This window comes from Mesorhizobium sp. P3_B5 (genome assembly GCF_056402815.1).
Genome location: NZ_JBFUGR010000001.1, coordinates 73,467 through 99,990, shown reverse-complemented (window position 1 = coordinate 99,990; position 26,524 = coordinate 73,467). Strand labels below are relative to the sequence as shown.

Annotated in this window: 22 protein-coding genes; 10 read left to right on the top strand and 12 right to left on the bottom strand. The window is 61.1% G+C overall.

Translation table 11 applies throughout. The features are described 5' to 3' along the window. Window positions 1-2: 2 nt before the first annotated feature. From glgB to AC1DVW_RS00460, 5 genes are all read right to left on the bottom strand, one after another. Window positions 3-2,216 carry a 1,4-alpha-glucan branching protein GlgB gene (gene glgB, locus AC1DVW_RS00480; RefSeq protein WP_477320678.1) on the bottom strand — a complete coding sequence of 738 codons (2,214 nt, stop codon included), beginning with the start codon at window positions 2,214-2,216 and terminating at the stop codon, window positions 3-5. A gap of 98 nt (window positions 2,217-2,314) precedes the next feature. Beyond that, entirely contained in the window at window positions 2,315-4,783 is a 2,469-nt protein-coding gene (locus tag AC1DVW_RS00475; protein WP_477320677.1) for a glycogen/starch/alpha-glucan phosphorylase, read from the bottom strand. A gap of 164 nt (window positions 4,784-4,947) precedes the next feature. Continuing rightward, window positions 4,948-5,730 (bottom strand): ATP-binding cassette domain-containing protein, encoded by a 783-nt coding sequence (locus tag AC1DVW_RS00470; protein ID WP_477271946.1) that lies wholly within the window; start codon window positions 5,728-5,730, stop codon window positions 4,948-4,950. A 2-nt stretch (window positions 5,731-5,732) separates the two neighbouring features. Then, window positions 5,733-6,794 carry an ABC transporter permease gene (locus AC1DVW_RS00465; protein WP_477243676.1) on the bottom strand — a complete coding sequence of 354 codons (1,062 nt, stop codon included), beginning with the start codon at window positions 6,792-6,794 and terminating at the stop codon, window positions 5,733-5,735. 161 nt (window positions 6,795-6,955) lie between these two features. Further along, window positions 6,956-7,933, bottom strand: coding sequence for a substrate-binding domain-containing protein (locus AC1DVW_RS00460; RefSeq protein WP_477316476.1), 978 nt, complete (start codon window positions 7,931-7,933; stop codon window positions 6,956-6,958). 272 nt (window positions 7,934-8,205) lie between these two features. Here AC1DVW_RS00460 and AC1DVW_RS00455 point away from each other — a divergent pair, with 272 nt between their 5' ends. From AC1DVW_RS00455 to AC1DVW_RS00440, 4 genes are all read left to right on the top strand, one after another. After that, complete coding sequence (locus AC1DVW_RS00455; protein WP_477243674.1) at window positions 8,206-9,429, top strand: ROK family transcriptional regulator; 1,224 nt, start codon at window positions 8,206-8,208, stop codon at window positions 9,427-9,429. Further along, complete coding sequence (locus AC1DVW_RS00450; RefSeq protein WP_477243672.1) at window positions 9,430-9,876, top strand: RbsD/FucU family protein; 447 nt, start codon at window positions 9,430-9,432, stop codon at window positions 9,874-9,876. Continuing rightward, complete coding sequence (locus AC1DVW_RS00445; RefSeq protein ID WP_477320676.1) at window positions 9,873-10,796, top strand: carbohydrate kinase family protein; 924 nt, start codon at window positions 9,873-9,875, stop codon at window positions 10,794-10,796. Before AC1DVW_RS00450 ends, AC1DVW_RS00445 begins: the two co-directional genes overlap by 4 nt. 255 nt (window positions 10,797-11,051) lie before the next feature. Next, a complete protein-coding gene (locus AC1DVW_RS00440) occupies window positions 11,052-12,194 on the top strand; it encodes a DegT/DnrJ/EryC1/StrS family aminotransferase (RefSeq protein WP_477320675.1) in 1,143 nt (380 codons plus the stop codon). Window positions 12,195-12,343: 149 nt separating this feature from the next. Here AC1DVW_RS00440 and cysQ read toward each other — a convergent pair whose 3' ends face one another. The 3 genes from cysQ to cysD are packed head-to-tail and all read right to left on the bottom strand — an operon-like array spanning window position 12,344 to window position 15,985. After that, on the bottom strand, window positions 12,344-13,129 hold the full coding sequence (gene cysQ, locus AC1DVW_RS00435; RefSeq protein ID WP_477321551.1) for a 3'(2'),5'-bisphosphate nucleotidase CysQ: 786 nt from the start codon (window positions 13,127-13,129) through the stop codon (window positions 12,344-12,346). Window positions 13,130-13,139: 10 nt separating this feature from the next. Then, window positions 13,140-15,077, bottom strand: a complete 1,938-nt coding sequence (cysN, locus tag AC1DVW_RS00430) for a sulfate adenylyltransferase subunit CysN (protein WP_477320674.1) — start codon at window positions 15,075-15,077, stop codon at window positions 13,140-13,142. Between the two features lie 2 nt (window positions 15,078-15,079). Continuing rightward, a complete protein-coding gene (gene cysD, locus AC1DVW_RS00425) occupies window positions 15,080-15,985 on the bottom strand; it encodes a sulfate adenylyltransferase subunit CysD (RefSeq protein ID WP_477320673.1) in 906 nt (301 codons plus the stop codon). 174 nt (window positions 15,986-16,159) lie between these two features. Here cysD and AC1DVW_RS00420 point away from each other — a divergent pair, with 174 nt between their 5' ends. The 3 genes from AC1DVW_RS00420 to AC1DVW_RS00410 all read left to right on the top strand — a co-directional run bounded on the left by AC1DVW_RS00420 (window position 16,160) and on the right by AC1DVW_RS00410 (window position 18,733). Continuing rightward, window positions 16,160-16,321 carry a hypothetical protein gene (locus tag AC1DVW_RS00420; protein WP_477320672.1) on the top strand — a complete coding sequence of 54 codons (162 nt, stop codon included), beginning with the start codon at window positions 16,160-16,162 and terminating at the stop codon, window positions 16,319-16,321. 172 nt (window positions 16,322-16,493) lie between these two features. Next, window positions 16,494-17,783: an O-antigen ligase family protein gene (locus AC1DVW_RS00415; protein ID WP_477320671.1), complete on the top strand. Its 1,290-nt coding sequence runs from the start codon at window positions 16,494-16,496 to the stop codon at window positions 17,781-17,783. Continuing rightward, complete coding sequence (locus AC1DVW_RS00410; protein ID WP_477320670.1) at window positions 17,780-18,733, top strand: NAD-dependent epimerase/dehydratase family protein; 954 nt, start codon at window positions 17,780-17,782, stop codon at window positions 18,731-18,733. The genes AC1DVW_RS00415 and AC1DVW_RS00410 overlap by 4 nt, the downstream gene beginning before the upstream one ends. On the opposite strand, the gene AC1DVW_RS00405 is transcribed toward AC1DVW_RS00410, so the two are convergent. From AC1DVW_RS00405 to AC1DVW_RS00395, 3 genes are all read right to left on the bottom strand, one after another. Then, a complete protein-coding gene (locus tag AC1DVW_RS00405) occupies window positions 18,721-19,263 on the bottom strand; it encodes a sugar transferase (RefSeq protein ID WP_477320669.1) in 543 nt (180 codons plus the stop codon). The genes AC1DVW_RS00410 and AC1DVW_RS00405 overlap by 13 nt on opposite strands. A gap of 17 nt (window positions 19,264-19,280) precedes the next feature. Next, entirely contained in the window at window positions 19,281-20,192 is a 912-nt protein-coding gene (locus AC1DVW_RS00400; protein ID WP_477320668.1) for a glycosyltransferase family 2 protein, read from the bottom strand. A 222-nt stretch (window positions 20,193-20,414) separates the two neighbouring features. Beyond that, complete coding sequence (locus tag AC1DVW_RS00395; RefSeq protein ID WP_477320667.1) at window positions 20,415-22,403, bottom strand: SDR family NAD(P)-dependent oxidoreductase; 1,989 nt, start codon at window positions 22,401-22,403, stop codon at window positions 20,415-20,417. Window positions 22,404-23,089: 686 nt separating this feature from the next. Here AC1DVW_RS00395 and AC1DVW_RS00390 point away from each other — a divergent pair. From AC1DVW_RS00390 to AC1DVW_RS00380, 3 genes are read left to right on the top strand one after another with little or no spacing between them, the layout of a single operon-like run. Continuing rightward, entirely contained in the window at window positions 23,090-23,881 is a 792-nt protein-coding gene (locus AC1DVW_RS00390) for an ABC transporter permease (protein WP_477320666.1), read from the top strand. Between the two features lie 7 nt (window positions 23,882-23,888). Continuing rightward, window positions 23,889-24,602, top strand: coding sequence for an ABC transporter ATP-binding protein (locus AC1DVW_RS00385; RefSeq protein ID WP_477320665.1), 714 nt, complete (start codon window positions 23,889-23,891; stop codon window positions 24,600-24,602). Window positions 24,603-24,652: 50 nt separating this feature from the next. Next, window positions 24,653-25,276 carry a class I SAM-dependent methyltransferase gene (locus AC1DVW_RS00380; protein WP_477320664.1) on the top strand — a complete coding sequence of 208 codons (624 nt, stop codon included), beginning with the start codon at window positions 24,653-24,655 and terminating at the stop codon, window positions 25,274-25,276. 80 nt (window positions 25,277-25,356) lie between these two features. Here AC1DVW_RS00380 and AC1DVW_RS00375 read toward each other — a convergent pair whose 3' ends face one another. Beyond that, window positions 25,357-26,520 (bottom strand): glycosyltransferase, encoded by a 1,164-nt coding sequence (locus AC1DVW_RS00375; protein WP_477320663.1) that lies wholly within the window; start codon window positions 26,518-26,520, stop codon window positions 25,357-25,359. Window positions 26,521-26,524: the final 4 nt, after the last annotated feature.

The window sequence follows — 26,524 nt, the reverse complement described above, 5'->3', positions numbered from 1 at the left end:
GCTCAGTCCGGAACAAATTCGAGCATGATCGTCGACAGCGGCGGCAAAAGCAGCGTCACCGAAATGCCTCCTCCTTGCGCCCTGGCTTCGACCACGCCGCCATTGCCCTTGCCCGAACCGCCATAGTCGGAAGCATCGGTGTTGATGATCTCGCGCCATTTGCCGGCCTGCGGCAACGGCACGCGGTAATTGTCGCGCGGCACTGGCGTAAAGTTGGAAATCACGGCGACCGGATTGCCGCCCGGTGCGCTGCGCAGCCAGGCAAAGACCGAGTTGGCGCTGTCGTCGACGATCAGCCAGGAGAAGCCCTCCGGCTCGCAGTCGCGTGCATGCAGCGCCGGACGTGAACGATAGAGATAATTGAGGTCGCGCACCGTCTGCCAGACGCCGCGGTGCAGGCGGAACTCGAGCAGGTTCCAGTCGAGCGCGCGCGCCTCGCTCCATTCACGGCGCTGGGCGAATTCCTGGCCCATGAACAAGAGCTTCTTGCCGGGGTAGCCCCACATGAAGGCGTAAAAGGCGCGCAGCGTCGCGAATTTCTGCCAGTCGTCGCCAGCCATCTTGCCGAGCAGCGTGCCCTTGCCGTGCACGACCTCGTCATGGGAGAGCGGCAGCACGAAATTCTCGGAAAAGGCGTAGGTCAGGCCGAAGGTGAGTTCGTTGTGGTGGTGCTTGCGGAAGATCGGCTCCTTGGCGAAATACTCCAGCGTGTCGTGCATGAAGCCCATGTTCCACTTGAAGCCGAACCCCAGCCCGCCTTCATGCACCGGTGCCGAAACCTTCGGCCATGAGGTCGATTCCTCGGCGATCGTCATGACGCCGGGATGATGGCCGTAGACCTCCTTGTTCATCTTCTGCAGGAAGCTGACCGCCTCGAGATTTTCGCGGCCGCCCTTTTCGTTGGGGATCCATTCGCCGGCCTTGCGCGAATAATCGAGGTAGAGCATCGACGCCACCGCATCGACGCGCAAACCATCGACATGGTATTTCTCGGCCCAGAACAGCGCGTTGTTGACGAGGAACGAGACCACCTCGCGGCGGCCGAAATTGTAGATCGCGGTGTTCCAGTCGGGATGGAAGCCCTTGCGCGGATCGGCATGCTCATAGAGCGCGGTGCCGTCGAAATTGGCCAGGCCGTGCGCGTCGACCGGGAAATGCGCCGGCACCCAGTCGAGGATGACGCCGAGGCCGGCGCGGTGGGCGCCGTCGACGAAACGGGCAAAACCGTCGGGATCGCCGAAGCGGGCCGACGGCGCGTAAAGGCCGGTTGTCTGATAACCCCATGACGGGTCATAGGGATGTTCGGAGATCGGCATGAATTCGATATGGGTGAACCCGGTGTCGACCACATAGGGGATCAGCTGGTCGGCGAGTTCGTCCCATGACAGGAAGCTGCCGTCGTCGCGCAGCTGCCACGAACCGGCATGAACCTCGTAGATCGACACCGCTTCGCGCCTGTGGTCGGCGTTGCGCCAGAAATTGCGGTGCGCCTCATCGCCCCATTCATGCGCCGGCGGCACCGCCGTCACCGAAGCGGTGGCTGGGCGTAGTTCGGACTTGAAGGCGAAGGGATCGGCCTTCAGCGGCAGCCGGACGCCATCGGGTCCGATGATCTCGTATTTGTAGGGCCGGCCGGCACCGATGTCGGGAATGAACAACTCCCAGATGCCGGTGTCGCGGCGGTCGCGCATCGTGTGACGGCGACCGTCCCACTCGTTGAAGTCGCCGACCACCGACACCCGCTTGGCATTGGGCGCCCAGACGGCGAAATGCACGCCGGACGCACCCTCATGATCGATGAGATGGGCGCCGAGCTTGTCGAACAGCCTCAGATGCGAGCCTTGCGCGATGTAGTAGTCGTCGAGCGGTCCGAGCACCGGGCCGAAGGAATAGGGATCGGTCAGCCACCAGTCGGCAGTGGCATTCCTGGCGTGATAGCGCAGCGGCTGGCGTTTGCGCAGCGAGAGCTTGCCCTCGAAGAAACCGTGATCGTCACGCCTCGACAGCTCGCCGGCATTCTTGCCGGTCAGCGTATAGGCCGTGACGAACTCGGCATGCGGGACGAAACAGCGGGCGACGAAGCCCTTGCCCACCTCGTGCACACCGAGCACTGCAAACGGATCGCCATGCGTGCCGGCAACAATCGCCGCGACATCGCTGGCTGGTGCCAGTCCGTCCGACCCGCTTGTCGTCGCGGTCGCGCGCGGCTTCCTCATCAGCCAGTGACCCTCCCTGGGTACCTAGTCTTGTTGTTGTGCATGTCGTTGCCCCGACATGCACCGGACCACATTGTTCGTGGCCTCATGCAAGCATATCAGACGGGCACGTTCCAGATTTCTTTCGCATATTGGCGGATCGTGCGATCGGAAGAGAACCAGCCGACGCGGGCGACATTGCGGATTGCTCTCGCGTACCAGTCGGGACTGTTGCGCCAGACTTCGTCGACCTCGCGCTGGGCTGTGGCGTAGGCGTCGAAATCGGCGGCGACCATGAACCAGTCGCTCTGATAGAGACCGTTGATCAGCTCGCGATAGCGATCGGGATCGTCTGGCGAGAAGACGCCCGACGAAACGGCCGACACCGCCTGCGCCAGTTCCGACGATGCCTCGATCACGGCGCGCGGATTGTAGCCGTTGCCGCGCCGCTCGGCGACCTCGGCGGTGGTCAGGCCGAAGATGAAGATGTTGTCGTCGCCGACACACTCCTTGATCTCGACATTGGCGCCGTCGAGCGTGCCGATGGTCAGCGCGCCGTTCAGCGCGAACTTCATGTTGCCGGTGCCCGACGCTTCCATTCCGGCGGTCGAAATCTGCTCCGACAGATCGGCCGCCGGCATCATGATTTCGGCCAGGCTGACATTGTAGTTCGGCACGAACACCACTTTCAGCAGGCCGCGAACCGACGGGTCGCTGTTGATGACCTTGGCGACGTCGTTGGCGAGTTTGATGATCAGCTTGGCGTTGTGGTAGCTGGGCGCCGCCTTGCCGCCGAAGAATTTTACGCGGGGCATCCAGTCGCGCTCCGGATGCGAGCGGATCTGGTCATACAGCGCGATCGCTTCGAGGATGTTCAAAAGCTGGCGCTTGTATTCATGGATGCGCTTGATCTGGATGTCGAACAGCGCCGAAGGGTCGACCTTGATGCCAAGCCGATCGGCGACGAGATTGGCCAGCCGCGCCTTGTTGGCCCGCTTGACGGCGGCGAACTTGTCGCGGAAGGCGGCGTCGCCGGCAAAGGCTTCGAGGCCCTTGATGGCGTCGATGTCATCCAGAAAGCGGTCGCCGATCGTCTCGCGGGTCAGCGCCGTCAGGCCGGGATTGCACTGGATCAGCCATCGCCGCGGCGTGATGCCATTGGTCTTGTTGTTGATGCGATCGGGATAGAGCTTATGAAGGTCGGCAAACACCGTCTCCTTCATCAATTCGGTGTGCAGCGCGGAAACGCCGTTGATCGAGTGCGAGCCGACGAAGGCCAGATTGCCCATGCGCACGCGTCGGTCGCCGTTTTCCTGGATCAGCGAGATGCGGCTGATCTGCTCGTCCGAGAACTGATTGGACGCACGCGCTTCGAGCAACACCTCGGCGTTGATGGCGTAGACGATCTGCATGTGGCGCGGCAACAGCCGCTCGAACAGCGGCACCGGCCAGCTTTCCAGCGCTTCGGGCAGCAGCGTGTGGTTGGTGTAGCCGAAGGTGCGCTTGGTGACACTCCAGGCCTGGTCGAAATCCATGCCGTGGACATCCATCAAGAGCCGCATCAGCTCGGGCACGGCGATGGCCGGATGGGTGTCGTTGAGATGGATCGCCGCCTTGTCGGGCAGCGACTGCAAATCGCCATACTGGCTGAGATGGCGCTGGACGATGTCCTGCAGCGAGGCGGTGGAGAAGAAATACTCCTGCCGCAGCCGCAATTCCTGCCCGGCCTTGTGGGAATCGGCTGGGTAAAGCACGCGCGACAAGGCATCGGCCTTGTTGCTTTCGGCAAGCGCGCCGATGTGGTCGCCGGCGTTGAATTTGTCGAGCAGGATCGGGTCGATCGGCATGCCGGACCAAAGCCGCAGCGTGTTGACGCGGTTGGCCCGCCAGCCGGCCACCGGCGTGTCATAGGCGACGGCCAGAACATGCTCGGTCGGCTTCCAGACGTGACGCTCGAGCCGGCCGGTCTTCGAGGTGATCGATTCGACCGAGCCGCCAAAGCCGACCTCGAAGGAGCGTTCGCGGCGCTCGAACTCCCAAGGGTTGCCGTGGTCGAGCCAGGTCTCGGGCAGTTCCACCTGCCAGCCATCATGGATTTCCTGGCGGAACATGCCGTTGGCATAGCGAATGCCGTAGCCGTGTGCAGGAATGTCGACCGTCGCCATGCTTTCCATGAAGCAGGCGGCGAGACGGCCGAGACCGCCATTGCCAAGGGCGGCATCGGGTTCGAGCGCGGCGATGAGGTCGAGGTCGACGCCGAGCGACGACAGCGCTTCGCGCATATTGTCCATCAGCCCGAGATTGGAGAAGGCGTCGCGCATCAGGCGACCGATGAGAAATTCCAGCGACAGATAGTAGACGCGCTTTTCCTGCTGGTCGTAGGCCTCTTTCGTCGCCTGCATCCAATGATCGACGACGCGGTCGCGCACGACCTTGATCGAGGCGGTGAGCCAGTCGTACTGGGTGGCGACGGTGGTGTCCTTGCCGACCCGGTATTTAAGGGCCTTCAAGACTTCGTCAGCGAGCGTCTTGGGATCTGGGTTTTCAAGAATGGGCTTGGGGGCTTGGGATGTCATCGCGCGCGTCATGCTGCCTCTCGTGCGGTTGCCATGATCATACCGGCTTTCACCATTCCTCCCAGCCCATGCTACTGCATCTTATTATATATTCAATCGATTTAGCCGGCCACCGCTCCAACCGGCCCTGCGGCAATTTGGCAATCCGGGCCGCCAGTGCCCAGGCCGCCAGTTGCTCAGGCCGCCAGCGCCGCCTCCGGCGGAACCTTCGCCCCGGTCATGAAGGCGACGGCGTCGGACATGGTGTATTGCTTGGGATCGATGACGCACAGGCGACGGCCCAGACGGTGAATGTGGATGCGGTCCGCCACTTCGAAGACATGCGGCATGTTGTGCGAGATCAGCACGATCGGCAGGCCGCGCTTCTTGACGTCGAGGATCAGTTCGAGCACGCGGCGGCTTTCCTTGACGCCGAGGGCGGCTGTCGGCTCATCCATGATCACCACTTTTGAGCCGAAGGCGGCAGCGCGCGCCACCGCCACGCCCTGGCGTTGGCCGCCCGAGAGCGTTTCCACTGCCTGGCTGATGTTCTGGATGGTCATCAGCCCCAGTTCGGTGAGCTTGTCGCGGGCGCGCTTTTCCATCGCAGGCCGGTCGAGCATGCGCAGCCAGTCGCCGAGGAAACCGGGTTTGCGGATCTCGCGGCCGAGGAACATGTTGTCGGCGATCGACAAAGCCGGCGACAGCGCCAGGTTCTGGTAGACGGTCTCGATGCCGGCTTCGCGAGCCTCCATCGGCGATTTGAAGGCGACTGTCTTGCCTTCGAGGCGGATCTCGCCTTCGTCGGGCACGGCCGCACCGGAAATCGCCTTGATGAGCGACGACTTGCCGGCGCCATTGTCGCCGATGACAGCAAGGATTTCGCCCGGATAGAGGTCGAAATCGGCACTGTCGAGAGCTGTGACGCGGCCATAGCGCTTGATCAGACCGCGCGCGGTGAGGATGGGTTCCTGGGTCATGGTTATGCCGAAACCTTTCTGATCCATTGGTCGATGGCAACGGCGCCGATGATCAGCATACCGGTGAGCAGCACTTTCCATTGCGGATCGGCGCCCAGCATGTTGAGGCCCATCGAGACGACGCCGACGATCATGGCGCCGAACAGCGTGCCCAGGATCGAGCCGCGCCCGCCGAACAGGGAGATGCCGCCGATCACCGTCGCGGTGATCGCCTGCAGATTGTAGTCGGTGACGGCGGCTGACGGCGAGATCGAGCCGTTGCGGCCGATGGAGACCCAGGCGGCGAAAGCGGCGATCAACCCGGCAAGGGTGTAGACCGTCATCAACACCTTTTTGGTCTGGATGCCCGACAGCTTTGCCGCCTCCTGATCATCGCCAACGGCGTAGACATGGCGGCCCCATGCGGTGTGATTGAGCACGTACCAGAGGATCATGACGAGCACGACCGTGGCAATGACGCCGAGCGTCAGTACCGCAGAGCCAATCTTGAAGCTCATGGCAAAAAGATGCAGCAGCGGCGCCTGAGCATCGACGTCGGTGTCGCGGATCGTCTCATTGGCCGAATAAATGAAGTTCGTGGCCATGACGATATTCCAGGTGCCAAGGGTCACGATGAAGGGCGGCAGCTTCATGTAGGCGACCAGCACCCCGTTGAGCAGCCCACAGGCCGCGCCAGCGGCAAGCCCGATTGGCACGGCGAGAATGGCCGGCATACCGTAGCTGACAGCGCAATTGCCCATGATCACGGCCGAAATCACCATGATCACGCCAATCGACAGATCGATGCCGGCGGTCAGGATGACCAGCGTCTGCGCGGCGCCGAGAATGCCGACAATGGCGATCTGCTGCAGGATAAGCGTCAGCGTGTAGGACGAAAAGAACCGCCCGCCGATGGTGATGCCGAAGACAATGATCGCCAGAACCAGCACGATCAGCGGCACCGCGGCCGGCGTCGAATGCAGGAAATGCTGGATGCGTTTGACGGCCGATTTGTGCTCGTCAAAAGCGGCAACGCTTGTGTCGCTGCTCGAGAGAACTTTCTCGAATTCCTGAGCTTGAGCCATGTTTCCTCCCCGTGGGGCCTCAGCCGCGCGCTGAGACCCGTCCACGCCTTTCCGGTCTGCCGCCGGGATTATTCGCGTCTACAGTGACACATCGTCCACCCGAAACGGCCGGGGATCAAGCCCCCCGGCCGATCGGTTCTTTTTTGCCGGTCAGACCAGCATCAGCCCCAGCACTTGGCGAGGCCTTCCTTGGTGTCGATGGACTTCACGCCGGCGGCGGGTTTGTCGGTCACGAGGTTGACGCCGGTGTCGAAGAAGTTCTTGCCTTCGGTCGGCTTCGGCTTGGTGCCGTCCTTGGCGAAAGCGGCGATCGCCTCGATGCCGAGTGCCGCCATCTGCAGTGGGTATTGCTGCGAGGTCGCACCGATCACGCCTTCGGTAACCGATTTCACGCCGGGGCAGCCGCCGTCAACCGATACGATCAACACCTGCTTTTCAAGACCGACGGCCTTGAGCGCCTGATAGGCGCCGACAGCGGCCGGCTCGTTGATGGTGTGGATAACGGTGATTCCGGAGTCCTTCTGGAGAAGGTTCTCCATAGCCTTGCGGCCGCCTTCCTCGTTGCCGTTGGTGACGTCATGGCCGACGATGCGCGCATCGTCCTCGTCGCCGATCTTGTTGGGGTCCTTCACGTCGATGCCGTAGCCCATCATGAAGCCCTGGTCGCGCAGCACGTCGACTGTCGGTTGCGAGGGAGTCAGGTCGAGGAAGCCGATCTTGGCATCCTTGGCCTTGTCGCCGAGCGTCGCCGCAGCCCAGGCGCCGATCAGCTTGCCGGCTTCGAGATTGTCCGTCGCGAAGGTTGCGTCGGCAGCGTCGATCGGGTCAAGCGGCGTGTCGAGCGCGATCACCAGCAGGCCGGCGTCGCGCGCCTTCTTCACCGTTGGGACGATGCCCTTGGTGTCGGACGCGGTGATCAGGATGCCCTTGGCGCCGTCGGCGATGCAGCTCTCGATTGCCGCCACCTGGCTCTCGCTGTCGCCGTCGACCTTGCCGGCGTAGGATTTCAGGTCGACGCCGAGTTCCTTGGCTTTCGCGGTCGCGCCTTCCTTCATCTTGACGAAGAAGGGGTTGGTGTCGGTCTTGGTGATCAGGCAGGCGCCGACGCCGGCCGCCGATGCGGACGACGCAAATGCCATCAGACCCAACCCGGCAGCGGCAAAAACGGTGGACTTCAACAATTTTGACTTGGTCACGATTTTCCTCCCAGTGGAACCATTCCGGATGCCGGCCAACCGGCATCCTGCAGCACATCCAACGAAGTTCTCCCAGCGTGGACGCTGTCTCCAACAGACACCAGTCCGAAACCTCTGTCAATAATTAAATCACTCTTATTTATTATTGACAGCATTGCTCCGTTCACTCATTCTGGCCCAAAAGCATTGAGGGGAAACGACGGGAGGAAACAAGGGTGGAGACCGGCATTGCGAGGCACGGTTCGCCCGAGGCGGCCGAAAGCCATCTGCATCGCGGCACCAACCAGAGCGGCATGCGCGACCACAATGAGCGGTTGGTGCTGTCGCTGGTGCGTCAGCACGGCAGTCTGGCCAAATCCGACATTGCGCGCATGACCGGGCTTTCGGCCCAGACGGTTTCGGTGATCATGCGCGAGCTCGAGGAGGACAGCCTGCTTGTCCGGCAGGCGCCTTTGCGCGGCAAGATCGGCCAACCCTCCATCCCGATGGCGCTCAATCCTGACGGCGCCTATTTCATCGGCCTCAAGATCGGCCGCCGCAGCGCCGAGCTGGTGCTGATCGATTTCCTCGGGCATGTGCGCTCGATGCTGCAGCATTCCTACCGCTACCCCGCGCCGCGCGAGACGGTGGAATTCGTCACCTCCGGCATGAAGAAGATGCGCGGCGAACTCACCCCGGCGCAGGACAAGCGCATTGCCGGACTTGGCATCGCCATGCCGTTCGAACTTTGGAACTGGGCCGATACAGCAGGCGCGCCGCGCGACATCATGGACGAATGGCGCCATCGCGACATCCGTGCCGACATCCAGTCGCAATGCGAATTCCCGGTCTATCTGCAGAACGACGCCACCTCGGCCTGCGGCGCCGAGCTGGTGTTCGGCCAGGCGAGCGCGCGTGACTTCGTCTATTTCTATATCGGCGCCTTTGCCGGCGGCGGCATCGTGCTGAACGGCCGGCTTTTCGGCGGCCCGACCGGCAATGCCGGCGCGCTGGGCTCGATGCCGGTGCCTGGACCCGACGGCAAGCCGGCGCAACTGATCGACGTGGCGTCAATCGCCATGCTGGAGAAGGCGCTCAACGCCCGCGGCGTCGAAGCTTCGCATCTTTGGACCTCGCCGGAGGACTGGGGCGAGATCGGCGTCGAGCTCGACGACTGGATCATTGCTGCCGCGCAGGCGCTGGCCTATGCGATCGTTTCGGCATCATCGGTCATCGATTTCGAGGCCGCGGTGATCGATGGATGGATGCCGCTCACCGTCCGCCGCCGGCTTGTCGATGCCGTCATCGAGGCCATCGCCACGATCGACGGCGAAGGCCTGAAATTGCCAACCGTTCGCGAAGGCACCGTCGGCATTCATGCACGCGCACTGGGCGGTGCCAGCCTGCCGCTCTCCGAACGTTTCCTCATCGGCTCGACGACCATTTCCAGGAGCACCTGAATGCTGATCGGAATCCCGGCGCTGCTCGGTCCGGAGCTTCTGGCGACGTTGCGCGCCATGGGCCATGGCGACGAGATCGCCCTTGTCGACGGCAATTACCCGGCCGAAGAACAGGCAAACCGGCTCATCCGGGCCGATGGTCATCAGCTTATTCCGGTGCTTGATGCGATATTGAGCGTCTTGCCCGTCGACGACGCCGTGCCGGAAGCGCTGTTTCGCGCCTCGGTCAAAGGCAACCCCTCGCTCGCCGATCCCGTCCACCACGAGATAGAGGCGATCTGCGCCAAGCATGCGCCGGGCCGCAAGGTGGTTGCGCTGGCCGGCGCCGACTTCTATGCACGGGTCAGGTCGGCGCATGCGATCGTCGCCACCAGCGAGCCGCGGCTCTATGCCAACATCATCATCCGCAAGGGCGTGATCTATCCGCCGGAGGACAAGAAGCCATGATCCTTTGCTGCGGCGAAGCCCTGATCGACATGCTGCCGCGTACCACGACGAAGGGCGAGCCGGCCTTTGCCCCCTATGTCGGCGGCGCGGTGTTCAACACCGCCATCGCGCTTGGCCGGCTGGGCGCGCCCGCGGGGTTCTTTTCCGGCCTGTCGTCGGACCTGTTCGGCGGCCAGTTCCGGGATGCACTGGGGGCGAGCAAGGTCAGCTCCACCTACGCACACACCTCGCCGCGGCCAACCACGCTTGCCTTCGTGCGGCTGAACAACGGCCAGGCGACCTACACCTTCTATGACGAGAACACCGCCGGCCGCATGCTGACCATCGACGACCTGCCGGAGCTTGGCTCAGAGATTGAAGCCATGCTGTTCGGCGCCATCAGCCTGATCTCGGAGCCGGCCGGAGGGGCCTATGAAGAGTTCATGAAACGCGAGCATGAGCGCCGCGTGATGATGCTCGMCCCCAACATCCGGCCGAACTTCATCCCCGACAAGGCCAAGCATCTGAGGCGCATCCGCTCGATGATGGCGATTGCCGACATCGTCAAACTGTCGGACGAGGACCTGAACTGGTTCGGCGAAGCCGGGTCGCACGAAGACGTCATCCGCAACTGGCTGGATCGCGGCCCGAAGCTGATCGTCGTCACCCATGGCAGCGAAGGCGCCGTCGGCTACACCAGAGATCACGCCGTCACGGTGATGCCGGAAAAGGTCAAGGTGGTCGATACGGTGGGCGCCGGCGACACGTTCAACGCCGGCATCCTCGCCTCCTTGCATGAGCAAGGCCTGTTGTCGAAGACGGCGATTGCCGGCCTGTCGAAAGACGCCATCCACAAGGCGCTGGCGCTCGGCGCCAAGGCTGCGGCGGTGACGGTATCGCGGGCCGGCGCCAATCCGCCCTGGCGGCATGAAATCGCCTGATCCGATGACCATTTGGTCAAGAATGTGCGCTGCCGGCTGATCACTTTATGTTTCGCCGGGCCGGACAAATGCGATAAAAAGGCCGGATGATGCCCGCCGAAGCCCTGATTTCCGGCATCCGGCGAGGACAGGCCGGAAATTTGGGGTAACAGACTGCGACACATAGGCAATTCGCGGTTTTGCTCCTGCGGCTTTCTCGGCCGCGCCAACTCTGGTACCAGCGGCCAATTATCTGGCTAAACCATTGAGGCCGACATGCAGTTCATCGATCTTGGCGCGCAGCGCGAACGAATCCGCGACCGGCTGAAGGCGGCGATCGACCGCGTCGTCGATGAGGGCCGCTATATTCTCGGTCCTCAGGTCACCGAATTCGAAAACAAGCTCGCCGCCTATGTCGGCACCAAGCATGTCGTGGCCTGCGCCAACGGCACCGACGCGCTGCTGCTGCCGCTGTTTGCCGCCGGCATCGGCCCGGGCGACGCGGTGTTCGTGCCGAGCTTCACCTTTGCCGCCACGGCCGAAGTCGTGGCGTTGGCCAAGGCCGAGCCGGTTTTCGTCGATGTCGACCCGGCGACCTACAACATTGATATCGCCAGCCTCGAAGCGGCGATCGCCATGATCAAGAAGGAAGGCCGGCTGAAGCCGAAGGCGATCATCCCCGTCGACCTGTTCGGCCTTTCCGCCGATTACGAGGCGATCATGACCATCGCCAATCGTGAAAATCTGATGGTGATCGAGGACGCCGCCCAGTCGATGGGCGGTTCGGCCGATGGCAAGATGTGCGGCGCGTTCGGCCATGTCGGCTCGACCAGCTTCTATCCGGCCAAGCCGCTCGGCTGCTATGGTGACGGCGGCGCGATGTTCACCAATGACGACGCGCTGGCCGAACAGCTTCGTTCGTTTGCCTTCCACGGCAAGGGCGAGACGCAGTACGACAATGTCCGCGTCGGCATCAATTCGCGGCTCGACACGATCCAGGCGGCGATCCTGATCGAGAAACTGGCCATTCTCGAAGACGAGATGGTTGCCCGCCAGGTGGTGGCCAATCGCTATGCCGAAGGCCTCGGCGACATCGTCATCGCAGCCCGCAATCTGGACGGTAGCCGCTCGGCCTGGGCGCAATATGCGATCGAGACGCCGAAGCGCGACGGGCTGAAGGCGCATCTCGGCGAAAAGGGCATTCCGTCGGTGATCTACTATGTGAAGCCGCTGCACAGCCAAATCGCTTATCGCGACTATCCGCGCACGCCCACCGGCCTTGCCGTTTCGGAGGAACTGCCGAAGCGGATCCTGTGCCTGCCGATGCACCCCTATCTCAGCGAAGCCGACCAGGACCGCATCATCGAGACGATCCGCAACTATATCGGCTCGAATTCGGCGCACGTCGCGGCGGCGTAGAAGCGCCTAATCTCCCCCCTTGAGGAGGAGATGGCCGGCAGGCCAGAGGGCGCGTGGAGCGCTGACCTTCATCCGTCGCAGGAAGTCGCGCCCGGTCGCACCGACCCCCTCTGTCGCCTTCGGCGACATCTCCTCCTCAAGGGGGGAGATTACGCGTTTGCCGTCTTCCCGCTGGCAATAAAATGCGGATTGGCGAAGTCCTCGTCGTCGCTCTGCTTGCGCTTGCCATAGACGAGCGGCTGGCCGTCGAGCGTGCGCGTCATGCCGCCGGCGGCGCGCAGCACGGCGTCGCCTGCCGCGGTGTCCCATTCCATGGTGCGGCCGAAGCGCGGATAGACGTCGGCCTCAGCGGCGGCGACAAGACAAAATTTCAGCGATGAGCCAACCGAGACAAGCTCGGCAACGCCAAGGTCACGAATGTAAGCGTCGGTCTCAGGCGTGTTGTGCGAGCGGCTGGCGACAATGGTCAGCGGCGTTACACCGGTCCTTACGGAGACCGGCCGGCGACCGACGATCTGGTAGTCGTCACTGATTTCGAGGGCTTCCGCCCTTCCCGGCCGACCAGAAAAGAAACGTCCGGTGCAAGGCGCAAAGACGACGCCGATTTCCGGCACGCCATGGCGGATCAGCGCGATGTTGACGGTGAAATCGGTCCTGCGGTTGACGAATTCCTTGGTGCCGTCGAGCGGATCGATCAGGAAGAAGGCGCCATCGAGATCGGGCGGCACGATCCCGGCCGACGCTTCCTCCTCCGCCACGCAAGGAATGTCGGGGTATGCCGCGCGCAAGCCGGCGAGAATGATCTTCTCGCTTTCGCGGTCGGCTTCGGTGACCGGCGAACTGTCCGACTTGCGGTCGACCGCACAGCCGTCGCGATAGACGCGCATGACTTCGCGTCCGGCCGCGAGCGCCAGGCGCTCGAACACGGCGAGCATCAGTTCGTCGTCAGATGCCGCCGCCGTTGTCATATTGGTCTTCAACAATGTCGCGCTCGATCAGCCAGAGTTCCAGGGCCTCTACCATCTCCTCGGCCGATCTGCCGAGTGTCTTGAGATGGATTTCGGGTTTTTCCGGAGCTTCATAGGGTGAATCGACGCCGGTGAAATTCTTGATCTCGCCATTCAGCGCCCGCGCATACAGGCCCTTCGGATCGCGCCTGGCGCATTCCTCGAACGGCGTATCGACAAACACCTCGACGAACTCGCCGTCGGCCATCAACTCGCGCGCCATGCGCCGCTCGGCGCTGAACGGCGAAATGAAGGAAACAATGACGATCAGCCCGGCATCCGCCATCAGGCGCGCCACCTCGGCGACACGGCGAATATTCTCGACGCGATCGGCGTCGGTGAAGCCGAGATCGCGGTTGAGGCCGTGACGGACATTGTCGCCATCCAGAATGTAGGTATGGCGGCCGGTGGCGTAGAGCTTCTTTTCGAACAGATTGGCGATGGTCGACTTGCCAGAGCCGGAGAGCCCGGTGAACCAGAACACGGCGGGCCGCTGGTGCTTCATGTCGGCGCGGACGCGCTTGTCGACATCGAGCGACTGCCAGTGGATGTTTTCGGCCCGGCGCAGCGAATGCAGGATCATGCCGGCGCCGACCGTGGCGTTGGTGATGCGGTCGATCAGGATGAAGGCGCCGGTGGTGCGGTTCTCGGCGAAGGTGTCGAAGGCGATCGGCGCCCGCGTCGAGATGTTGCAGATGCCGACTTCGTTCATTTCCAGCGACTTGGCCGCCTCATGGGCAAAGTCGTTGACGTTGACCCGGTATTTCAGATCGGTGACGGTGGCGCTGGTCTGGTCGGTCTCGGTGCGCAGGATGTAGGAGCGGCCGGGCAGCAGCGCATGTTCGTCGAACCAGACGATGTTGGCGGCGAACTGGTCGGCGACCTGCGGCCGTGCTGCCGGCGACACCAGCATGTTGCCTCTGGAAACCTCGACCTCATCATCGAGGACAAGCGTGATGGCCTGGCCGGCGACTGCCTTCTGCAGGTCACCGCCATGCGCGACGATGCGCCTGACATGCGAGGATTTGCCGGATTTGGCGACAACGACCTCGTCGCCCGGCGAAACCGAGCCCGACGCAATGGTGCCCGCGAAACCGCGAAAGTCGAGATTGGGACGGTTCACATATTGCACCGGAAAGCGGAACGGCAATTCGACCGCGGCTTCGTCGACCGAGACGGTTTCGAGATGTTCGATCAACGTCGGGCCGGAATACCATTCCGTCTTGTCCGAACGGCTGGTGACGTTGTCGCCGTAACGGGCCGACATCGGGATCGGCACGATGGTCTGGAAGCCGAGTTCTTTCGAGAACTGCCCGTAATCTTCGATGATCCGTTCGAAGACCGCCTTGTCGAAGCCGACGAGGTCGAACTTGTTGATGGCCAGAACGACGTGGCGGATGCCAAGCAGCGAGGCGATGATCGAATGGCGCCGTGTCTGGCGCAGCACGCCCTGGCGGGCATCGATCAGGACGATGGCGAGATCGGCGGTCGAGGCACCCGTCGCCATGTTGCGCGTGTACTGTTCGTGGCCGGGCGTGTCGGCAACGATGAACTTGCGTTTCGGCGTGGCAAAGAAGCGGTAGGCGACATCGATGGTGATGCCTTGCTCGCGCTCAGCCTCGAGGCCGTCGACCAATAATGCGAAATCGATGTCGTCGCCGGTCGTGCCGTGCTTGCGCGAATCGCGCTCGAGCGCGGCGAGCTGGTCCTCGAAAATCTGCTTGGTGTCCGAAAGCAGGCGACCGATCAGCGTCGACTTGCCGTCGTCGACCGAACCGCAGGTCAGGAAGCGCAGCAGCGACTTCTTCTCCTGCGCCGCCAGATAGTCGCGGACACCGTCGGTGGGGGCGAGGCTCTTGGCCATGATGTGGCGCATGCTCAGAAGTACCCCTCGCGCTTCTTCTTTTCCATCGAGCCGGCTTCATCGCGGTCGATCAGGCGGCCCTGCCGCTCGGAGGTGCGTGCGGTGAGCATTTCGCCAACGATGGCCTCGAGCGTATCGGCGTCGGATTCGATGGCGCCGGTCAGCGGATAGCAGCCAAGCGTGCGGAAGCGCACCAGCCGGTTCTCCACCATCTCGCCGGGGCGCAACACCATGCGGTCGTCGTCTTTCAGGATAAGCATGCCGTCGCGTTCGACCACCGGCCGCTCCTTGGCGAAATAGAGCGGCACGATCGGGATGTTTTCCTGGAGAATGTACTGCCAGATGTCGAGCTCGGTCCAGTTCGACAGCGGAAAGACACGGATCGATTCACCCGACGCGATACGGGTATTGAAGATCTTCCACATCTCCGGCCGCTGGTTCTTCGGGTCCCAGACATGCTGGGCGTTGCGGAAGGAAAAGATGCGCTCCTTGGCGCGCGACTTTTCCTCGTCGCGCCGCGCCCCGCCAAAAGCTGCGTCAAAACCGTATTTGTCGAGTGCCTGGCGCAGTGCCACGGTCTTCATGACATGGGTGTGGGTGTTCGAGCCGTGATCGAAGGGATTGATGTTGTCGCGCACGCCATCTGCGTTGACATGGACCAGCAGATCGAAGCCGAGCTTTTGCGCCATCTGATCGCGAAAGGCGATCATCTCGCGGAACTTCCAGGTGGTGTCGACATGCAGGAACGGAAAAGGCGGCTTGGCCGGGTAGAACGCCTTCATCGCCAGATGCATCAGCACCGACGAATCCTTGCCGACCGAATAGAGCATGACCGGCTTGGCGAAGGCGGCTGCGACTTCGCGAAAAATATGGATGGATTCGGCTTCAAGCCGCTGCAGGTGCGTAAGCGCGATATTCATGGACTGTGAGCGTTCTCTCGTGCCATCCAGACCTTGTCTCGATGCATCAGGCGCAGTTTTTTCAGGCACCCGGTTCAAGCTTCACTTCTGGACAATATTTTTCGTGCCGGCGTTCTAGCAGATCGTCCTTGTTCATAACAACGCAAGACAGGCCTGCCACGGGGTGGATCGGGAATGAATTTTCCACGCAAGGACCAGAACTCGGAAATTTCTGCTCAACGGGCGGATGCGCCGGCAATGGCTGGGAAAATATTGCCTGGACCGGGAACGATCCCTCATCTGCCGGTGGCAAACTCGCACCGTCACGGCCGCATCAGCCGCGCTGTCGATTTTTGATGTTGGCGCGGCCCTGCCCGCACTATCGAAAACCGTACCCAGCGGCTATACCCGATCCGGAAATCCGGCGCACCAGGCTTGTCGCGATCCCAAGCGAATTTCGAAGTCAACGCGTGTGTTTCCACCAAATAGATCCGTCGTCCCGAAGACCAGAAAATTGTGAATTAGAGCATTGAACCGTCTGTCGTCCCTAAACAAACATTTCACGCCTTCGCGGATCAATGTCTACTTTTCCGTGGTCTGCTTTTTTTCTCCACCTGTCCTGGGCTCGGTGGTCAGTTTCGTGTTCAATGGCGGCGGCGTGTGGTCGGTGTTTCTGCTTGTCCTGAAGCGGCGGCGCTTCAATTTCGACCGACCGATGCTTGCGATGACGGTCGCGATCTATGCCTATTGCGCGGCCTATGTCCTGGCGTCGATCGCCAACAACGCGCTCAAGGTGGATGCGCCGCATCTTGCGGCGCTGATCACCTTCCTGTTCTTCCCGATCTCCTATTCGACATGGAGCATCACTGCGAAGGCTACTCTCGCCCGCATCGTCGTGGTCGCCAGCGCGGCGGCATGTTTTGGCGCGCTCGTGCTGGCCGTCGTGCAATATTACTGGCTTGGCATGCGGGCCGAAGGCGGCGCCGGGAATGCGATCCCGTTCGCGACTGTTGCCTGCCTTAGCGTCCTGATCTGCCTGGCCGGCGCGCTGTCGGGCATCGAAAAGGCCAGGGTTCTGCTCATTTCGGCGGCGCTGGCCGGAACAATCGCCATCCTTCTTTCGGGCACGCGCATCATTTGGCTAGCCATGCTGATTGCCGCCATCGCGGTTCTTCTGGTCAACCGGCGCAGGCTCGCCGGCCTGAATTCGATTCGCCTGCTGCCGGTCGCCGGCGCCCTCTTGATAGCGATCGTCACCGTCGGATACCCCATCATATCGGAACGCGCCGATTTCCTCTTCAGCGACTGGAACGCGCTCGCCACCAAGGGCGACCACTCGACGGCGCTTGGGCTGCGCGTGGCACTGTGGCAGATCGGACTCGGCGCCTTCCGGGACGCTCCGATCTTTGGCCATGGGATCGCCGCCAGCCAGGCGCTCATGCATCAGGGATTCCAGGACCAGTTCGGCTTGGACCGCGGTTTTAGCCATTTCCACAACGGTTTCCTGACCGCGCTGGTACAGGCCGGCCTGTTGGGCGCAATCACGCTCGCGGCGATCTTCGTGGTTGCCGGGCGGAACGCGGCGAGGGTCCTGCGTGTCAGCGACGATCCGGTCGAGCGGCTCGGCGCCACGATGATTGTGGTCACCGTGATCACTTACCTGACAGGCGGATTGACCGGCATCCTGGTTGGCCACGACATTCTCGATTCGACGCTGATGGTCTTTCTGGTGGCCGGGACATATCTTGCTTCGGGCCGGCAACAGATGTTGCCGGAACGACCAGCACCGGCCATGACGCCGCCGGCAAGCTCGCCATGAAAGTGCTGGTGACAGGCGCGACGGGTTTCGTCGGGCGCCAGGTCGTCAACCAGCTTCGCGCGGCCGGGTTCGAGGTGCGCATGGCATCGCGTCACCCGGAACGGCTCGATCCCGCGAGCGATGCCGTCCTGTTGCCGGACTTCGACGCCCCGGCCAAGACGTTCGAGGCGATGATGCGAGATGTCACCCATGTCGTCCACTGCGCGGCTCTCAACAATGACCGGGACGCAAGCGAAGCCGACTTGCTGGCCGCCAACGGGACACTGACCGCACAACTGGCGCGCGCGGCCGCCTGGCGGACAAGCGGGCGCTTCATCTATTTGTCTTCGATCCGGGCAGTGGCCGGTCCCGGCTTCAGCGGGACGATCACCGAGACGACGCCCCCTGCTCCGCAATGCGCCTATGGGCGCTCGAAACGCGAAGGCGAGATCAGGACGCTGGAAGCCTATGCGTCCAGGCCCTCCGATGCGACGGCACTGCGCCTGCCGCCGATTTATGGCGAAGGCATGAAGGGAAACCTGGCGTACCTGATGCGCATGGCCGGCATGCCAGTGAATTTGCCACTGCCGGCGGCGGTATTTAGCGGAATACGATCGCTGATGTCATGCGAGGCGGCGGCGCGGACCGTGCTGTATCTGTTGAGCCGTCCGCAGCCGCTTCGCCCCGTCTACGTCGCCTGCGACCTCCCCCCTCTCCCGGTCTCGGCAATCATCGGGGCTTTTCGGGACGGTTTTGGGTACTCGTTGCGGCTGTCTGCCGTGCCTGCCGGCCTGATGCGGGCGGTGGCGACTTTGCTGGGCAGGCGCAAGGCATGGCAGGCGATGACAGCCACCCAAATTTGCGATCCATCGCTGCTGGTGTCCGAAGGCTGGGCGCCACGGACCGATACGCTCGAACAGCTGGTGGAACTCGCGCGCCGCACCAAATCAGGCGCCGCTCAGCCGCGGTAGAAAATCGTGCCGATGAGAATGCGGATATCGAGGCCAATCGAGGCCGTCTTGAGATATTCGGCATCGGTTTCGGCGCAGAGTTTTGGGTCTGACATGTCGATGGCCCGCATCTGCGCCAGGCCGGTGATGCCGGGAAGCGCCGCAAGAACACCCAATTTCCTGCGGCGTTCGATCAACTCGGTTTGCGTGGGCAGGCAGGGGCGCGGTCCGACCAGGCTCATCTCGCCCCTCAGCACGTTCCAGAGCTGCGGCAGCTCGTCGATCTTGAACTTCCGCAACACTTGGCCGGCGGCAGTGACGGAATTTGCCGGCGCCTGGTGCGAGGGCAGTGACGGCGTTCCCACAAGCATCGTCCTCAGCTTATGGCAGCGAAACGGCACCCCATGCTGTCCGACCCGGGTTTGAGAAAACAGTGCGGGTCCCGGCGACGACAGCCTGATTGCCAGCATGGCAAGCAGGATGAAAGGCGACGCCAGCGGCAGCAGCAGCGCCGCCACGACCAGGTCGAAGGCTCGCTTTGGTCCTGTCATGGCCATCTCTGCATGCTCTAGATCCGCCGCCAGATGAAGGCCAGATAGAGCCCAAGAGTACCAGCCAGCGTCTGCCGGTAGACGCCACTTTTTCTGAGAAGACGCAGGCGACGCCGGACACCGCCCTTGCGCGACCTGATGAACAGGCCAAGGCAGGCGGCTGCATCCTTGGTGAGGATGTCGCGATTGACCGCCAGACCGCTGAGATTGTGATCAGTCCAGTCGGCGAACTCGCCCCTGAACAGGCGCCCGAGCCGCGACAGCCTCGCCTTCCACGACACGTTGGCGCCGACCAGATTTGCCTCGTGCTGGCGGTATCGCACCAGCGGCCGCGGATCATAGCGGACCATGCCGCCGGCGGCGGTGACGATGAGATAGGTCCACCAGTCATGGCTGACGAACTCGGTCCTTGCCGATGCCTTTGCCAGCAGCTCGCGGGCCGCGCGGTTGATCATCATCGTGTTGCCGCCGGCAATGCTTTGCACGAGCGCATTGCGAAACGACGGCGGCTTTTGGAAAAGCGGCGAATGCCCCAGCGCTGCTCCGGTTTCGGACATGGTTGCGGTCCGCGAACAAAACAGCAGCGGAATTGCGGCATCGTGCGCCTGCATCCAGGCAATCGCGGTCTCCAGCCTGTCCGGCTCCCAGATGTCGTCCTGGTCACAGAAGGCGTAGTAGTCGGCGTCGATGCGCGGATCGACAATCATCGAGCGGAAGTTGGCGGCAAACCCCTGGCGAGGTCCGTTCACCAGGGTCAATCGGCCCTTGTGCCAGCGGGTTTGCCAGGAGCCGATGACGGCATCCGTGCCGTCGGTGGAGCCATCGTCGGAAACCCACAAATCGACAAGGGGATGCGACTGCTCAAGCAGGGAGTCCAACTGCTCGCCGATGAAGGATGCGCCATCTTTCGTGGCCAGCAATATGGCCACGCGCTGATCTTGTTTGTTCACCGGCTTCGAATCACCTGCAATACGCGCGAGCGGCTATCGGATTGCCTTGAATACCCAATCCCAGCCGCCCGCAACAGGCTCTAGAGCCTGTTCCATCCCGACGGAATCGGGATGGGACTCTATCTTCTTGTTCGAGCATGATCTTTTCCGAAAACCGGTTCACACTTTTTGCTGCGCTGACCTTCGGTTCGGGATCATGCTCTAGCTTGCTTGTCCGACTGTTTTCGCGCGTGTTTCCCGATGCGCGTCGCTGGCAGGTGCTTCTACCTGATGGAGCCCTGCCAGGACTGCGAGTGCCGATGCCTTGTCCTGATCGCACATTGCCGCCTGCAGCGCCGTCAGCGCGGCCTGGACCCTGGACCAATCCACGACATCCGTGCTCAGTCCAAAAATCTTCGAGATGTCGAGCGCAACGACCTCTTCGTTCTCGCCATGAAGCACCTCATGCAGCTTCTCTCCCGGCCTTATGCCGGTGAAACGGATCGGAATGTCGGTGTAAGGGCTCTTGCCAGCCATGCGGATCATGGTTTCAGCGACTTCAAGGATCGGTACCGGCTTGCCCATGTCGAGCATATAGATGGCATAATCGTCCTTGCCCTGGCGGGTCTCGGCGTCGGCTGCCGCCATGATGACGAGGTCAACGGCTTCCGCCACCGTCATGAAATAGCGGGTCATACGCCGATCGGTGATGGTGACGGGGCCGCCGGCCTCGATCTGCGCCTGGAATATGGTTGCCACCGACCCATTGGAGCCAAACACATTGCCGAACCGCACGGCGATGAACTTGGTGCCGGAACGATGCCCGTTCGGCTCCGTTTCGTGCGTTTCGTGCAGCGAACTGACGATCTGCTCGGCCGCCCGTTTGGTCATGCCAAGCACGGAGGTCGGGTCGACCGCCTTGTCGCTCGAAATGAGCAGGAACTGCGGAACTCCGCATTTGGCGGCGACTTCGGCACAGACCAGCGTGCCAAAAATGTTTGTCTGGATCGCCGACTCCCAGTTTTCCTCGAGCAGCGGGACGTGCTTGAGCGCGGCGGCATGGAAGATGATATCAGGCTTGAACTCGCTGACGACGCGGGTCATCTGCCGCCGGTCGGTGACATCGATGATGCGGCTCTTGAGACGATCGTGGTCCTTTTCGTCGATATACTGGTCGAGCTGAAAGATCCCGAACTCCGAAATATCGGCAACCAGAACCGCCTCGGCACCGAGTTCCAGCGAGCGTTTGACCAGAATACGTCCGATGGAGCCGGCGCCCCCAGTCACCAGGACGCGCTTGCCGCTGACAAAAGCGCCGATACGCTCGATGTCGGAAGGAACCGTCGAGCGGCGCAGGATGGTTTCCATCTCGACGGCGTCGAGAACCAGCTTTCCCCCCTGCCCGAGCTCGGAAAAGCCGGAGAACTGCACAACGGCTATGCCGCTATGGCGGGCGACGCGAACCAGTTCGGAATATTCCTCGATCTCACGTTCGGCCCCGTTGCCGAAAATCAGCATGTCGAGGCTTTGCGTGCCTTTGGCATACTCCTCCAGCACTTCCACCAGGCGCGGCCGGATGGCCACCACCGGAACCCCGTGAATGCGCGTACCCAACGGCGCTCCGTTCTCGATCGCCATGATCCCGGCGATGGCGTACTCAGCCGGCTCCGCAGTGCGCGTGAAGCGGATGATCACATCGGCCTCGCCCAGCCTGCCGACGAACAGCGCCTGCTTGACCAGTTCATTATCTGCGCCGCGGCTCAGGATTCGCCAGCTCGCGCCGTCGCGTAGGAACCGGTAGTAGAGCCGGGGCGCCGAGATGATGGTGAACGAGACCAGGAAGAAGACGATGAACTGGCGCTCATTGAGGCCGATCACAGGCTGGAAGGCACGAAACGTCAGCGAGGCGGCATAGAGCAGGACAGTCAAAGTCGCACAACTCTTCAGGATGTTGAAGAAGTCGGGCGTGGAGGCGAACCGCCACACTGTGTTGTAGAGGCCGCAATATCTGAATAAAAGATGGCTGAGAACGACGATGCTCGCCCAGCATACCAGACCCGTGGGAGAGAGCACCCCGAACGACAGATCCGACCTCGACAGCACCAGGCTGAGCGCCACCGAGACCAGGACCATGACGATGTCCTGGATCATGATAATGGCGCGCCGCAGCTTCGGCCGAAGTCCGGACACGACTTCTACGTAGGATGTCATCGGGTAGTACTGAACTCCAGGCGCAAGGACATGGACACTAACGTGGCGCGAGCGCGAATATCATTCGTCACCGACTACCTGTTTAGAGTGCCAATCCTCAGCCCCGCCGCCTTTGTATCGCATAGCGTGGACTTAAGGTCATCGCCAGATATTTTTTTGGAAGCCTGCCTGGTTAAGATATTGGGCGCTCGGTCGGGCGATATTTTCGTGAGGTTTGGCAAAAAGTCGAGCCACAGGGCCGACTTTCGTGCGTTCGACCTGCAGCGGCGGCGCTGGAGAAGCGAGTGCGGCCGGATTCGAAGATGCGCCGCCTGTTGGTGATCGAAAGTCCGCGAACTTGGTGATTCGCGCCATTTTATGGTCGATGCCGATTGCGGAGTGGTTCGGAACGCCGGACGCACCGGAGCAAGATCTTCCGACAGATGGGCTGTCAATCAGCCACGGCCAAAAACGTGCTTTGCAATGCGATCGCTCTCAAAAGCCGGCATTGTCGAGCCGATATCGCGCGGATTGCGATCCAGGGTTGCGGGATTCGACTTTGTCGCAAGAAATTCCTGTCCCATCGCGACTTCATTGCGACGCAATGCGTTGCTAAATGCGCGCCGCAATGGCTATGAAGAGCAACCTTTGGTGGCCTTCGGGCTTTGGGATATGCAAGCACAACAAAAGATTGCGACCCACGAGCAATGATTGCGGCACTGAACGGCGCTGTCGACGATATCAGCAAGGCTATCCGGCTGCATCGGGTGTGGGTGGCGCTTGCCCACGAGGATATCGGCGACCAGCACAGACGCACGACGCTTGGCCCACTTTGGCTGCTGGTCAACTATGTTGCGTTCGTGGGCACATTCGTTTTCGTGTTCCAGCCCGCCGGCAACGATGCTGCGGGCTATGCCGCCTATGTCGCCATCGGCCTTCTGGTATGGTTCTACCTGATGGAGATCATTTCCCTCAGCGTCTCGCTCTTTCAACGCGAAGAGAGCTTCATAGAAGGTACGACGCTGCCGTTGTTTGTGTATGTGATGCGCTTGGCGCTGCAGTCTATTATTCGCGCGGGCTATGCGATCGCGGGTTGCGTAGTCATTCTGGTCCTGAGCGGTTCAGCACTTAACGCTGCATGGCTTTGGTCGCTCGCGGGGCTACTCGTGATCCTGCTGGCCACACCGGCCGTCATTACAGTCTTCGCTTTTGTCGGCGCTTTCTTCCCGGACAGCGAATTCATCGTCGGCAACATGATGCGGGTCGGTATGTTTTTCACGCCCGTCTTCTGGGTATACAACGGACAAGACGGCATTCAAAAATACGCCTACCACTGGAATCCGTTCACCTATTTTCTGGAGATCGTGCGTGTTCCGATCATCAGCGGCGAATTGCCTATGCACGCTTTCGCCGTAACCGGCATCATATCACTGGCAGTATGGGCGATTGCATTGCTGTTGCTTGGCCGATATCGCAAGCAAGTCGTCTTCTTGATTTGAGTTTTCGATGGTTTCCATCAAGCTGCAGAATATTAGCCTGGTCTACAAACTGCACGAGAAGCTGACGCTTTCCGCGCCCGATCGGCGCGCGGGCGGACCAGGCGGCCGAATCGAGAGCTCAGGCAGAAAGCAATTTGTGCAGGCTCTCGACGGCATCAGTTTCGAACTCAAGGCAGGCGACCGATTGGGGCTGGTCGGCCCGAACGGCGCCGGCAAGACAACACTTCTCAAGGTGCTCTATGGGATCTACGAGCCATCGGGGGGAAGCATCACCATCGAAGGCAAGGTCGACGCGCTGTTCAACATCAACATAGGCTTTCGTCGCGAGGCCACGGGGCGCAGGAACATCGTTCTGCGTGGATTGATCAACGGATGGACGGAAGCTGAGATCGAAGAAAAAATGGAGAGTATCATCGCCTTCAGCGAGCTCGGCGACTTCATCGACCTGCCGTTCAAGTCCTACAGCCAGGGCATGGCCGCGCGGTTGGCATTTTCACTGGCGACATCGCTCGAACCGGAGATCCTGCTGATGGATGAATGGATCGGAGCGGGTGACGCCTCTTTTCAGGACAAGGCCAAAAGGCGCATGGACGAACTTGCGGAAAAGGCAGGCATCATCGTTCTGGCGAGCCACAATGAGAGCCTTGTCGAAAGCGTATGCACAAAGCGACTGACGCTCAAAAGTGGTCGAGTGGATTCCCTCACAACGGTGCTCACTTGAGCTCAACTGAAATTCCGCGCAATTGCGTCAAGTCAACCGGGAGTCCTCCGATGAGTCGAGATTGGGAGAATTGGGACATTAGCGGCGTTGCCAACGAGATCCAGGCGATTTGGCAGGAGTCCGCCGAGGAAGCTGCTCATCGCGAACAGTTGGTCGACATCGTCTCTCGCTATGTTACTGGTGCGCAAACGTCCATTTTGGAAGTCGGCTCCGGAACCGGCCTTATTTACGAAAAGCTCGTAACCAATCTACCTGTGACCGCAAGATATACAGGGGTCGATTCGTCAGTGAAGATGCTTGAGATTGCGAGGGAAAACTTCCCTCAGGGACAATTTCTTTATGGCGACGGATATGAACTTGTTTTTAGAGACCAGGAGTTCGATGTCGTGCTGTGCTTCGAGGTGCTTGGTCATATTCCAGAGATCAAATCGTTCGTGAGTGAACTGCTTCGCGTCGCACAGACGGCATGCATCTTCACGACCTGGCTGAGCGACGGTCGTGATGTTGTTGAATTTTACGAAAACATCGATGGAGTTCGGTTTTTACATCGTAATTATTCAGACGCATACATTCAGAAAATCATCCGCACTGTCGGTCGAAAAAATCTGGATAGTGTCGAGTTGGCGAATCTTGGCTCCGGGGGCCAAGCCTATATCGTCACGTTCCAATCCTGACAGGACCTTGAGCTGGTTGCCTTGCCGGCGCGAGGATCGCGACGAGTTTTGGCAATCTTTCAAAAGAACTTATGCCTTCTTTATCGTCGCATTTTTCTCAAAATGCGCAAAACCACCAAAGGAACGCCGCCCTCTTCAAAAATTATACCGAGATGAAGCTTTATTCGCTCAAGCCGCCGCCAGAATCTCTTGGCATTCAAACTGCTTTGGTAGAGAGGTTTGGCATCTGCTGAAAGTTGCTCGGCAAGCTGCTTGAAAAAGCGCGCCCACTGGTGGGAAACATGTGACACGTCATAGCGCGACTTGACGTCCTCAAAGGCGGCATTTGCCAAAGCCGCTCGCTTGTCGGGCTGGTCAAGAAGGGTCGCAAGCGCTTCGAACCAGGATGATTGGATCCCCTCGACCAGCCACCCAGTGACTGAGTGCTTCACCACATCGCTATAGGGTGGAATGTCGGAGTAAATGCCGGCGATACGGCACGCGGCATATTCGCGGTATTTATTGTCGGTTTTGCCACGATTGGCTTCGTGATCCACTAGCGGCGCCAGCCCGATCGCCCAATTTCTCTGAGCCTGAAACTTGATGTACGCATTGTAATCGCCGGTGTGCGGAAAAAAGCGGACGCGCTCTCCAGTCGCAACGCCCTTTGGAAGAACGCCAGCGAACTCAAATATCGCCTTTGGGAATCTGACCAGAGTCGGTTCGATAAGCGGCGATATCAAATCCAGATCGTCAATGCGTGAGGGACTTCCCGCAAAGCCGATCCGGATTTCGTCGGTGGGAGATGGCTTCACTCCCTCAATGAGAGAGAAATCGAAAAACGACGGGAGAACTGTCACATGGTTGCTGAAACTGGAAAGAAACCGGCTCAACTCAACAGAATTGGTAACCACCGCTTGTGCGTGAGAGACAGCAAACTTTAGGGAAGCTCTCACCAGCGGATGCCGGTAATACGCGGCCAGCGGAGTATGACCAATGATACGCCAAAAATTATCATCGATATAGTACGCATAGGGTCGATTTGCGTCGAACAAGGCTTGCGTCCACGACAAGACCAAGGGATCGGCGCATCTTACGAACATCGGGATGGTATCTGGCGTAATATCAGAGGCTCGTAGCCGGTCGAGAAACTGCGTTCGATGGTGAACACCGTGCGAGGCGCACGCCGTCATAATCTGCTCGATCAAATGTGTAGTGGCGATCTCCGCCTCGATTATGACCAGTATGTTGGCGACGCTTGACATGGCT

Excerpts from the sequence above, each read along its gene's own strand:
- AC1DVW_RS00450 (WP_477243672.1), top strand. The coding sequence starts at position 9,430 with ATGCTGATCGGAATCCCGGCGCTGCTCGGTCCGGAGCTTCTGGCGACG.
- glgB (WP_477320678.1), bottom strand. The coding sequence starts at position 2,216 with ATGAGGAAGCCGCGCGCGACCGCGACGACAAGCGGGTCGGACGGACTG.
- AC1DVW_RS00470 (WP_477271946.1), bottom strand. The coding sequence starts at position 5,730 with ATGACCCAGGAACCCATCCTCACCGCGCGCGGTCTGATCAAGCGCTAT.
- AC1DVW_RS00460 (WP_477316476.1), bottom strand. The coding sequence starts at position 7,933 with ATGGCATTTGCGTCGTCCGCATCGGCGGCCGGCGTCGGCGCCTGCCTG.
- AC1DVW_RS00380 (WP_477320664.1), top strand. The coding sequence starts at position 24,653 with ATGAGTCGAGATTGGGAGAATTGGGACATTAGCGGCGTTGCCAACGAG.
- AC1DVW_RS00410 (WP_477320670.1), top strand. The coding sequence starts at position 17,780 with ATGAAAGTGCTGGTGACAGGCGCGACGGGTTTCGTCGGGCGCCAGGTC.
- AC1DVW_RS00465 (WP_477243676.1), bottom strand. The coding sequence starts at position 6,794 with ATGGCTCAAGCTCAGGAATTCGAGAAAGTTCTCTCGAGCAGCGACACA.
- cysN (WP_477320674.1), bottom strand. The coding sequence starts at position 15,077 with ATGCGCCACATCATGGCCAAGAGCCTCGCCCCCACCGACGGTGTCCGC.
- AC1DVW_RS00395 (WP_477320667.1), bottom strand. The coding sequence starts at position 22,403 with ATGACATCCTACGTAGAAGTCGTGTCCGGACTTCGGCCGAAGCTGCGG.
- AC1DVW_RS00390 (WP_477320666.1), top strand. The coding sequence starts at position 23,090 with ATGATTGCGGCACTGAACGGCGCTGTCGACGATATCAGCAAGGCTATC.
- cysD (WP_477320673.1), bottom strand. The coding sequence starts at position 15,985 with ATGAATATCGCGCTTACGCACCTGCAGCGGCTTGAAGCCGAATCCATC.
- AC1DVW_RS00405 (WP_477320669.1), bottom strand. The coding sequence starts at position 19,263 with ATGACAGGACCAAAGCGAGCCTTCGACCTGGTCGTGGCGGCGCTGCTG.
- AC1DVW_RS00375 (WP_477320663.1), bottom strand. The coding sequence starts at position 26,520 with ATGTCAAGCGTCGCCAACATACTGGTCATAATCGAGGCGGAGATCGCC.
- AC1DVW_RS00385 (WP_477320665.1), top strand. The coding sequence starts at position 23,889 with ATGGTTTCCATCAAGCTGCAGAATATTAGCCTGGTCTACAAACTGCAC.
- cysQ (WP_477321551.1), bottom strand. The coding sequence starts at position 13,129 with ATGCTCGCCGTGTTCGAGCGCCTGGCGCTCGCGGCCGGACGCGAAGTC.
- AC1DVW_RS00420 (WP_477320672.1), top strand. The coding sequence starts at position 16,160 with ATGAATTTTCCACGCAAGGACCAGAACTCGGAAATTTCTGCTCAACGG.
- AC1DVW_RS00475 (WP_477320677.1), bottom strand. The coding sequence starts at position 4,783 with ATGACGCGCGCGATGACATCCCAAGCCCCCAAGCCCATTCTTGAAAAC.
- AC1DVW_RS00440 (WP_477320675.1), top strand. The coding sequence starts at position 11,052 with ATGCAGTTCATCGATCTTGGCGCGCAGCGCGAACGAATCCGCGACCGG.